Origin of the sequence: Empedobacter stercoris, from assembly GCF_020281205.1 — a bacterium.
Taxonomy (GTDB): domain Bacteria; phylum Bacteroidota; class Bacteroidia; order Flavobacteriales; family Weeksellaceae; genus Empedobacter; species Empedobacter stercoris.
Window position 1 is genome coordinate 23974 of record NZ_JACXZC010000032.1, and the last position, 9214, is coordinate 33187.

The window sequence follows — 9214 nt, forward strand, 5'->3', positions numbered from 1 at the left end:
GATTGAGAAAAACCTCAATCCTTTTTTTTGTTATTCATATATTTTTTTGACAAAATCCTTCATTGGATTTCTCACTTTTTTCATCGGAGCTAACCAATCTTCACTATCCCTGTAGCCTAAAGGAAGCAATAAAACACTTTTCATTCCTTTCTCATTCAGATCAAGTAAATCATCCAATTCAGCATTATCAAAACCTTCCATTGGCGTACTATCAATTTTAAGTTCTGCAGCTTGCGCTAATGCAAAACCTAAACCAATATATGCTTGACGAGCAGTATGCGCAAAATTCTCTTCAGAAGTTTGAGGCAAATAAATACCTTTTAATTTATCTGTATACGAACCAAAACGTCCTCTTGGCAATTCGCGTTCATCTGTCGTAAAATCATAAATCGTATCAATACGATCTTCTGTATAACGATCCCACGCAACAAAAACTAACAAATGAGAACAATCTGCTACAATTTGCTGATCATATGCTATAGGAACAATTTTTTGTTGTAATTCTTTGTTTTTAATTACAAGAATTCTGAATTGTTGCAAACCAGATGAAGTTGGGGCTAAACGTGCAGCCTCAACAATTTTTTTAACATCTTCTTCTTCAACAATCAAAGACGGATCATATTTTTTTGTGGCATAACGCCATTTCAAATCATCTATTAAGGACATAATTCTTTATTTAAATCTCCCTAAAATTACATCAAAAAAGCAATTGTTTTACTTAAATATTTGCTAAAATTTCACTATTTCTCCTCTTTCCATTCCAAAAAATAACTTCCAGAAGTATTTTTAGAATTCCAACGAATTTGATAATCACCAGCTGATAAATCCAATGTAAAATTTTCTTCTTTTGACTTTATTAAATGGCGTGTAAATAAAACATTCTGATTTTTGTCTACCACTTCAAAATGCAATTCTCCATCAATTCTTATATTTGAATGAAAATTAGCTGTTACATTTTTTGAAACATTTAATTTAATGTAACTCATTCCTGAAGCATCTTCAAATTTTGCTTTCGTCCAATTATCTCCATTTGAGTTAGACCATTTCGAATCTCCTACTCCATTTTCAAAAAAAGTTCCTTGCGATTTGATGTTTGGATTTGTTGTTTTTGCATAAAAACTATTCGAATCTACATCTGCATTCACTTTTACTGTAATACACGATTGTAACGAAATCATTGCGATAATAAGTGCTATTTTTTTCATATCAGTTTTTTATTTTCTAAATAGATGCAACATTTTGAAAAAAGTTACAACAAACAAATATTTTTAAATCATTTCTGATATGCGTAACTTTCGCAAAATATTCTGATGAACGATAATACAGCTCAATTTTTACACGAAAATTTCACACAAAAAGCAATCGATAGTTTAACACAACTATCTGGTGGTGCTTCTTCGCGTAAATATTCGAGATTTTTTGACCAAAATCAATCGTATATTTTAGCAGAAAGCTCTAATACAGAAGAAAATAAAGTATTCATTCAGTTTTCAATCGAACTAAAAAAAGTGATTGATAATGTTCCTGAAATCATTTCTGTTTCAGAAGATTTCAAAACGTATGTACAAACTGATTTAGGTGATGAAACATTGATGAATCTTGTGCTGAATGATCTTGAAAAAGCAAAACCTTATTATTTTAAAACCTTAGAACAATTAGCAATTGCTCAAATTCAAGGAAAAAATCAGATTGATTTCAACCATACATTTTCTTATCCAAAATTAGATAAAACATTAATTTTAAGAGATTTATTTCAGTTTAATTTTTACTTTTTGGATGTTTTAGGAATTGATTATAATGCAGGAAAACTGATCAAAGATTTTGATCGTTTTGCCTCTCAATTTGATCAACTTTCTCCGCAAGGATTTGTTTTCCGAGATTTCCAGACGCGCAATATTATGATTCATCATAACGAACCATATTTTATCGACTATCAAGGTGGTTTATATGGCCCTGTTGTTTATGATTTGGTATCGTTAATTTGGCAAGCAAAAGCAAATTTACCTTTCAACTTCAAAAAAGAGTTATACGAATTTTATTACGAGCAATTGAAGAAACTAATTCCAACTTTGGTTCCGATAGATTTTCGTCAATCCTATGAATATTGTGTCGTAGCAAGACTTTTGCAAGTTTTAGGCGCTTATGGTTTGAGAGGATTGATTGAACGAAAAAAACACTTTATAGAAAGTATTTCGTTTGGTTTAAAAAATCTTGAATCAATTATTGATTATCCTATCTTACAGAATTACCCAGAATTAAAAAATATTATAAAAATCCTCGTTCTTCCAACAACGTTAGAGCGTGTAAATCATAAAATAAATGGCTAAATTAAATATCAACGTTCGTAGTTTTTCATATAAAAACGGTGGAATTCCAACTGATCCAACTGGTAATGGTGGTGGATTCGTTTTCGATTGCCGTGGCGTATTAAACCCTGGGCGAATCCAAGCGTATAAAACACAAACGGGTCGTGACGAAGATGTTAAAAAATATTTGGAAACAGAAACTAAAATTGCCGTTTTCTTAGAAGGCGTTTTTCAAATCATTGATATTTCAATCGAAGATTATTTAAATCGTGGTTTTGAGAATTTAGAAATTAATTTTGGTTGTACAGGCGGACAACATCGTTCGGTTTACTCTGCTGATGCGACTGCTAAACATATTGCGGAAAAATTTCCTGAAGCGCAAGTAACCTTACATCATGTTGTACAAGAAGAAAAAAACTGGATAAACGAAGCCTATTAAGATGAAAGCTATGATTTTTGCTGCGGGTCTTGGAACTCGTTTAAAACCATTTACAGAAAACCATCCCAAAGCCTTGGCTATTGTAAACGGAAAACCTCTATTGCAACGGAACATCGAATATTTGAAATCTTATGGAATTGATGAAGTCGTGATTAATGTGCATCATTTTGCAGATCAAATAATAGAGTTTTTAGAAGAGAATAATTATTTCGGAATTGAAATTACCATCTCAGATGAAACCGATCAAGTCCTTGAAACCGGTGGCGGTTTGGTAAAAGCGAAAACTAATTTTGACGAAGATTTTTTAGTGATGAATGTTGATATTTTAACTGATCTTCATCTAACCAATTTTATCAAAGCTCATCAAGAAAATAAGGCGTTGGCGACATTAGCAGTTTCGGATAGAAATTCGTCACGCAAGTTATATTTTAACGATAAAAACGAATTAAAAGGCTGGCGAAATTTAAAAACAGAAGAAGAAATAAAAGCTGTTGATTCTTTAGATGACTTAAATGATTTAGCTTTTAGTGGCATACATGTCATCAATCCTGCTTTATTTGATAAAATTACCGAAACAGGTAAATTTTCGATCATGAAAGTGTACATGAATTTGATGAAAACTGAATCTATTATTGGTTTTGATCATTCTGGCGGAATTTTAATCGATGTCGGTCGACCAGAAAGTGTATTAGAAGCAGAGCAATATTTTAAATAAAACCATACCAAACTCAATTCATTGAATTGAGTTTTTTATGTTAAAAATTTATATACCTTAGACCGAATGAAATACATTAATTATTTTGTCTATTTAACTATTATTGCAGCACTCATTTTTTCTGCAATTATTTACTTTTCTTTCAAAACAAAAGTTGGAAGAATTGATAAAAAAGAAATTATCGACCAAGGCACTTCTTTTGAGCCTTGTTCTTCTACGATTTATGAATATTATGGATCAAAAGCAGGTTACAAAACAGAACGTTATGGGATTCGTAAAGTGATTTCTGAACCAATTCATCAATTAAACTTTCCTGATTTTTCTGGAAATATAAATGTTCGTTTTGTGATTAATTGCAAAAATGAAATTGGTTATTTCAGAATAAAAGCGGTTGATCAAGACTATAAAAAAGTTGTACTTTCTGACAATTTGCAAAAGAAAATTGTTTCGATTGTTCAACAATTAAAAGATTGGAACGGAAAAAATGAAGATTCGTATTATCAAATACAACTAAAATTAAAGAATGGAAAAGTTGAAGACATTTTTTAAATCGAAAACGTGGGGAATTATTTGGGGAACATTGAAATTATTGATTTCTATTCCTATTTTTTGCGCAAGTGTTTTTGCTATTTATCAATTCTTATTTTCTTCTAACAATAAAAAATTTAAATTAGCAGAAAACACACAAGGCTCTTATTATTCTGATTTTATGTTTAATCGTTTATTAAAATCAGAACCAAAAAATTCTAAATCTTGGTGGGAATCTTCTGTCGCTTATAACAAAAACGGAGAATTTGAAGAAGGAATGCGTCGTTTAAATAAAGCAAATTGTTTAAACGCTACAGACCATTTAGGTTATACAGGTTGGATTAAATATACAAAACTAAAAGATTACGAAAATGCGTTGAAGGATTTTCATCGGTTAGATAAATTGTCAAACGTTGTGGAATATCCGTGGGGCGAAAATATTTATTTTCAAATGGGAATTTGTCATCAAGGTTTAGGAAATTACGATTCGGCAGTTGTTTATTATGACAAATTTGTAGCATCGGAAAAAAATCCAGATAATATTTATCCAAGAATGTACACATATCGTGGAAAAATAGAAGCGGATCAAAAAAATTATGAAAAAGCTTTGGACTTTTACAACAAAACAATTTCTTTGGATAAAAATATTGCAGAAGCATATTACTACAAAGCTGAAACCTATAATCAATTGAACAAAAAAGATTCAGCAAAATCAAATTATTTAAAAAGTTTAGATTTGATTCGAAAAAAATACAAAGATCAAGATCCTTATGATGAAAAATTTCTTGAAATTTATGATGCTGAAATCAAGGATAAATTGAAGGAATTATAAAACAAGCTCAACAAAGTTGAGCTTGTTTGTTTAAGCTTGTTTCTTTACAAATTTTGTTAAAATAACAATTAATTGTCCATCTACTTTTCCTTCAATTTGATCTGTATTATCGTGTACTAAACGAATATTACGAACGGCTGTTCCTATTTTAGCATTAATAGAAGAACCTTTCACATCTAAATCTTTGATTAATGTAACATTATCACCGTTTACTAAAACATTTCCGTTGCAGTCTTTATGCAAATCCACACTTCCATCACCTTCGTGATCACCCGAAGCCTTTGCCCATTCCATATTTTCATCATCCAAATACATCATATCCAATGCATCTGCCGCCCACGATTCGTTTCTAAAACGATTTAACATTCGCCATGAAAGCACTTGTATAGCTGGAACTTCGCTCCACATAGACGAAAGTAAAAATGATTCCCAAAAAGAAGCGTCTAACTCTTCTCTCTTTTCAATCTGATTAATACATTTTTGTGTAATGTAAACATTTCGATCAGGATTACTGCTTGCATCTGGATTCACTTCGTAAATCGCTAAATTTTCTGTAGCACCAGTCAGTTCGCATTGGTTACCGCTTCTTTCTTGTAAAAATGTATCTAATTTCATGTATTGATTTTAAAACTTTTACAAAGATAACTTTTATTTAGAATTAAAACTTTTATAGCTTTTGACGAATCTTTTATTTAAATTCGTTCAGAATAAAATCAATCTAAAATGTTAGTAAAAAAGAATTCTGGTGAATTAGTCCCTTACAATCCAAAAGCCCTAAAGCGTTCATTAACAAAATCTGGTGCCAAAAAAGAAGAAGTTGAAGAAGTATTTGAATTAGTTTCGAATGATCTTTATGACGGAATGTATACAAAAGATCTTTACCGTATTGCATTTTCTCATCTCAAAAAATACAGAAGTTCTTATGCTGCTCGTTATAGTTTAAAAAGAGCATTGAGAGATTTAGGACCAGAAGGGTACTATTTCGAACAATGGATAGGAAAAGTACTTGAAGCAGCAGGATATCAATCTTTACATTCGGTAATTGTGCAAGGAAATGCAGTGACACATGAGATAGATGTGGTAGCTTGTAAAGGAGAATATTTATTGTTTTGCGAATGTAAATTTCGAAATGATGAAGATGCCAAGATTTCTGTCACGACACCTATGTATTTTTTATCGCGAATGAAAGATGTACAAGATCATACCTATCATTTCTTTGGAAAAGATTTAAAGCCAACGAAAGGATTTTTAGTCACAAATGCTTATTTAACGACAGACAGTATTGATTTTGCAAATTATTACGGAATTGGTTTAATTTCTTGGGATTATCCTGAAACAAATAGCATCAAATATTTAGTAGACAATGCTGCCTTGTATCCGATTACATGTTTAACAACTTTAACCCCAGAGCAAGAAAAAATATTGTTATCTAAAGAATGTATTTTGGTAAAAGATTTACAACAAAATAGTGCTTATTTGGATGTTTTAAACCTCTCTCAAGAACAACGAAATGATGTTTTAGAAGAAGCAAATGAATTGTTAGAAATAGAAAATTTTACCTGTGTAATCGAATAAAACCAATCAAAAAAGAAGCTAAATTTAGCTTCTTTTTTGATTATTATAATTCTTTAAAAATTTCAAAACTATCTTTGTGGTCGCACCAAAATTCATCCAAATTAATCATTCGATTTTTTAAGAACGGAATTATTTGTGGCCAATCTGATTCTCTAAAAATACTTACATTTTCTAATCGCATTTTTATCGTCGAAATCGTTTTTCCATCGTGGTCAATATCCTCTTTTGTCCAAACCCATTTTTCACCAAGATAACTTTCTAACACGTTTTCATATTCTTCAAACTGTTCATAAATCATGGATTGAACGGAAGGGTCTGGATGTGAAATTTTGATCGAAACCTCTGCATATTTACGTTCTACATCCGTTCTAAAACTAATTCCTTTGATTGTCGTTTTATAATTCACCCAATTTATACGCGATCCCTCGGCATTCATTTGCAATTTCATGTACGTTCCGTACGAAATCCAAAATTCTTTTTTTATACGATAAGCTTCTTCTTTTGAAAACAAAATGAATAATTTTTTACAAAAATCGGTTTAATATTCTATTCAACAAAATTTCCCAAAAAATAGCTTGGTTTGATTCTTGTTCTATTAAATTTGAATAAATATTTTTAAATAATAAATATGAAACTATTTTCTTTCCTAAGTCTTATAGGGATTTTGACTTTTTCTTGTGTAAATGCACAAACTGTAGAAACTGTTAAATACGAAGCATTGCACGAAAAAATAGCAAATTATAAAGATGAAGTCGTCGTGGTTAACTTTTGGGCAACGTGGTGCGCACCTTGCGTAGAGGAAATTCCAGCATTTATGGAAATCAATGAACAATACAAAGATCACCCAAATTTCAAGATGCTATTGGTTTCACTGGATCGACCAAAAATTATAGACAAAGTAAAAAAGTTTATGGTTGATAATAAGATTACTGCAGAAGTTGTTTTATTGGATGACACCAAACGTATGAATGAATGGATTCCATCATTTGATCCGAAATGGGCTGGAAATATTCCCGTCACGATCGTTTACGACAAAGGTGAAAAGGTCGTTTTTCACGATCAAGCCATGACGAAATTTGAATTAGAGGACTACATCCAAGAATATTTAGATTAATCAATAAAACTCCTAAAATCTTTTTAGGAGTATTATATTTTTTGTATGTTTATATCAACATAAAAACACAAAAATGAGTAAAAAACATATCCGAAAAGAGGTTATTCAACATCTTATTCAGCTTAAACAAGACGAAATCAATGCGTTAAAAGAATCGGAACGAATTTATGCAGAAGGTGCAGATTTAGACGAAGAATCAAGTTTAGAATTGGATGATTTTGCACAACAAAGTCAATCAACTGATGCGGCTCGAAAATTAAATATTCGTATTAATCAAGCCACTGAAGACTTAGAAAATTTCAAGGCATTACGACCTGAATTAATCAATGAAATTACAGAAGGAAACGTTGTTTTGACTGATAAAGTTAATTTTGTAATTGGTTTATCTTTCAAAGATTTCGAATGGGAAAACAAAAAGTTTGTGGGCATTAGTACGCAAGCTCCTATTTTCGAAGCATTAATTGGAAAACGAGCAGGCGACAAATTAGAATTTAATGGGATACATTATACCATAGAAGAAATACTATAACATGCCAAAAGTACATACTATTGATCTGAATTTTCAGAACGAAGATGAAGCAATTGCGACCTATCTAATCGAAACAGAACAAGGTCCCGTATTGGTTGATCCAGGACCGTATTCAACTTTCGAGAATTTGAAAGCTGGTATCGAAGCTTTAGGTTGGCGAATCATTGATATAGAAAATATATTAATTACACATATTCATTTTGATCATGCCGGCGCAGCGTGGAAATTTACGGAGCATGGTGCAACAATTTTCTTGAATCCTATTGGAATACCTCATCTTAAAAATCCCGAAAAATTATGGGAATCTGCCAAAATGATTTATGGAGATGAGATGGATCGTCTTTGGGGAGAAATGAAACCGATTAATGAAGAGTTTTTAGTAGGTCTTAGAGATGGTCAAAGTGTAGAATTTGGGGATACTGTTTTCGAAACTATTTACACTCCTGGTCATGCTGTGCATCACAATGCTTATGTAATGAATGATGTTATTTTTACAGGAGATGTTGCGGGGGTTAAAATAGAAAACGGTCCAGTTGTACCACCTTGTCCTCCACCTGACATTCATATCGAATTATGGAAAGAATCTATTGCCAAATTGAAAAAAGTGAATGCAAAAGGTATTTATCCTACCCATTATGGCTATCATGAAGATGTAGAGAATCATTTTAACGAATTAGAAAAAGGATTGGATGAATGGTCAAATTACATCAAACCAATGTACGATGACAACTTAACAGCAGACGAAATAACACCTGTTTTTGTTGATTACGTCACAAAATCATACAAAGATTTAGGGTTATCCGAGGATCAAATTCAAGTGTATGAATACGCCAATCCATGTTGGATGTCGGTTAATGGACTTTTGAGATATTGGAAATTAAAAGAACAAGGTAGATTATAAAAGTAATATAAAGCTGTCAGTTTACACTGCCCCCAAAAAGTTAGACACTTTTGGGGGCATTTTTTATGGCAAGAAAAGTAAAATATGATGTAGCATATAAGTTGCGATGTGTCAAAGAAGTTTTAGAAAAACATCATTCAGTTCATTCTATATCACATCAAGAAGGTATTTCAGGAAGTCTATTGCGTAAGTGGATTACTGATTATCATAATCAAGGAATTTCAGGTATAGAACCTAAAAAAAACCAAACGTATAGCGTTGAATTTAAGTTGAAA

General features: G+C 31.4%; 14 protein-coding genes. 10 read left to right on the plus strand and 4 right to left on the minus strand.

The genetic code is table 11. The features are described from left to right. Positions 1-30: 30 nt before the first annotated feature. Complete coding sequence (locus IF125_RS12605) at positions 31-666, minus strand: NAD(P)H-dependent oxidoreductase (RefSeq protein ID WP_171621594.1); 636 nt, start codon at positions 664-666, stop codon at positions 31-33. A gap of 74 nt (positions 667-740) precedes the next feature. Beyond that, on the minus strand, positions 741-1205 hold the full coding sequence (locus IF125_RS12610) for a hypothetical protein (protein ID WP_188318998.1): 465 nt from the start codon (positions 1203-1205) through the stop codon (positions 741-743). 105 nt (positions 1206-1310) lie between these two features. Here IF125_RS12610 and IF125_RS12615 point away from each other — a divergent pair, with 105 nt between their 5' ends. The 5 genes from IF125_RS12615 to IF125_RS12635 all read left to right on the plus strand — a co-directional run bounded on the left by IF125_RS12615 (position 1311) and on the right by IF125_RS12635 (position 4820). Then, positions 1311-2327, plus strand: coding sequence for an aminoglycoside phosphotransferase family protein (locus IF125_RS12615; RefSeq protein ID WP_225542735.1), 1017 nt, complete (start codon positions 1311-1313; stop codon positions 2325-2327). Beyond that, a complete protein-coding gene (locus IF125_RS12620) occupies positions 2320-2745 on the plus strand; it encodes a RapZ C-terminal domain-containing protein (RefSeq protein WP_171621591.1) in 426 nt (141 codons plus the stop codon). Before IF125_RS12615 ends, IF125_RS12620 begins: the two co-directional genes overlap by 8 nt. A gap of 1 nt (position 2746) precedes the next feature. Then, positions 2747-3460, plus strand: coding sequence for a nucleotidyltransferase family protein (locus IF125_RS12625; protein WP_225542736.1), 714 nt, complete (start codon positions 2747-2749; stop codon positions 3458-3460). 66 nt (positions 3461-3526) lie between these two features. After that, positions 3527-4009 carry a hypothetical protein gene (locus IF125_RS12630; RefSeq protein WP_225542737.1) on the plus strand — a complete coding sequence of 161 codons (483 nt, stop codon included), beginning with the start codon at positions 3527-3529 and terminating at the stop codon, positions 4007-4009. Next, positions 3984-4820: a tetratricopeptide repeat protein gene (locus IF125_RS12635; protein ID WP_225542738.1), complete on the plus strand. Its 837-nt coding sequence runs from the start codon at positions 3984-3986 to the stop codon at positions 4818-4820. Before IF125_RS12630 ends, IF125_RS12635 begins: the two co-directional genes overlap by 26 nt. 30 nt (positions 4821-4850) lie before the next feature. Here the strand turns inward: IF125_RS12635 and IF125_RS12640 are convergent, their stop codons facing one another. Beyond that, a complete protein-coding gene (locus IF125_RS12640) occupies positions 4851-5435 on the minus strand; it encodes a PhnA domain-containing protein (RefSeq protein WP_171621589.1) in 585 nt (194 codons plus the stop codon). 108 nt (positions 5436-5543) lie between these two features. Here IF125_RS12640 and IF125_RS12645 point away from each other — a divergent pair, with 108 nt between their 5' ends. Next, the gene (locus IF125_RS12645; protein ID WP_225542739.1) at positions 5544-6395 is read left to right on the plus strand and encodes an ATP cone domain-containing protein; all 852 of its coding nucleotides are present in this window, start codon (positions 5544-5546) and stop codon (positions 6393-6395) included. A gap of 43 nt (positions 6396-6438) precedes the next feature. On the opposite strand, the gene IF125_RS12650 is transcribed toward IF125_RS12645, so the two are convergent. Further along, positions 6439-6906 carry a DUF4268 domain-containing protein gene (locus tag IF125_RS12650; protein WP_225542740.1) on the minus strand — a complete coding sequence of 156 codons (468 nt, stop codon included), beginning with the start codon at positions 6904-6906 and terminating at the stop codon, positions 6439-6441. Between the two features lie 117 nt (positions 6907-7023). Here IF125_RS12650 and IF125_RS12655 point away from each other — a divergent pair, with 117 nt between their 5' ends. From IF125_RS12655 to IF125_RS12670, 4 genes are all read left to right on the plus strand, one after another. Beyond that, positions 7024-7509: a TlpA family protein disulfide reductase gene (locus IF125_RS12655; RefSeq protein ID WP_171621586.1), complete on the plus strand. Its 486-nt coding sequence runs from the start codon at positions 7024-7026 to the stop codon at positions 7507-7509. 73 nt (positions 7510-7582) lie between these two features. Further along, positions 7583-8038 (plus strand): hypothetical protein, encoded by a 456-nt coding sequence (locus tag IF125_RS12660; RefSeq protein ID WP_171621585.1) that lies wholly within the window; start codon positions 7583-7585, stop codon positions 8036-8038. 1 nt (position 8039) lies between these two features. Further along, positions 8040-8939 (plus strand): MBL fold metallo-hydrolase, encoded by a 900-nt coding sequence (locus IF125_RS12665; RefSeq protein ID WP_225542741.1) that lies wholly within the window; start codon positions 8040-8042, stop codon positions 8937-8939. A 65-nt stretch (positions 8940-9004) separates the two neighbouring features. Continuing rightward, the coding region (locus IF125_RS12670; RefSeq protein ID WP_225542742.1) for a transposase at positions 9005-9214 on the plus strand (210 nt) is incomplete at its 3' end.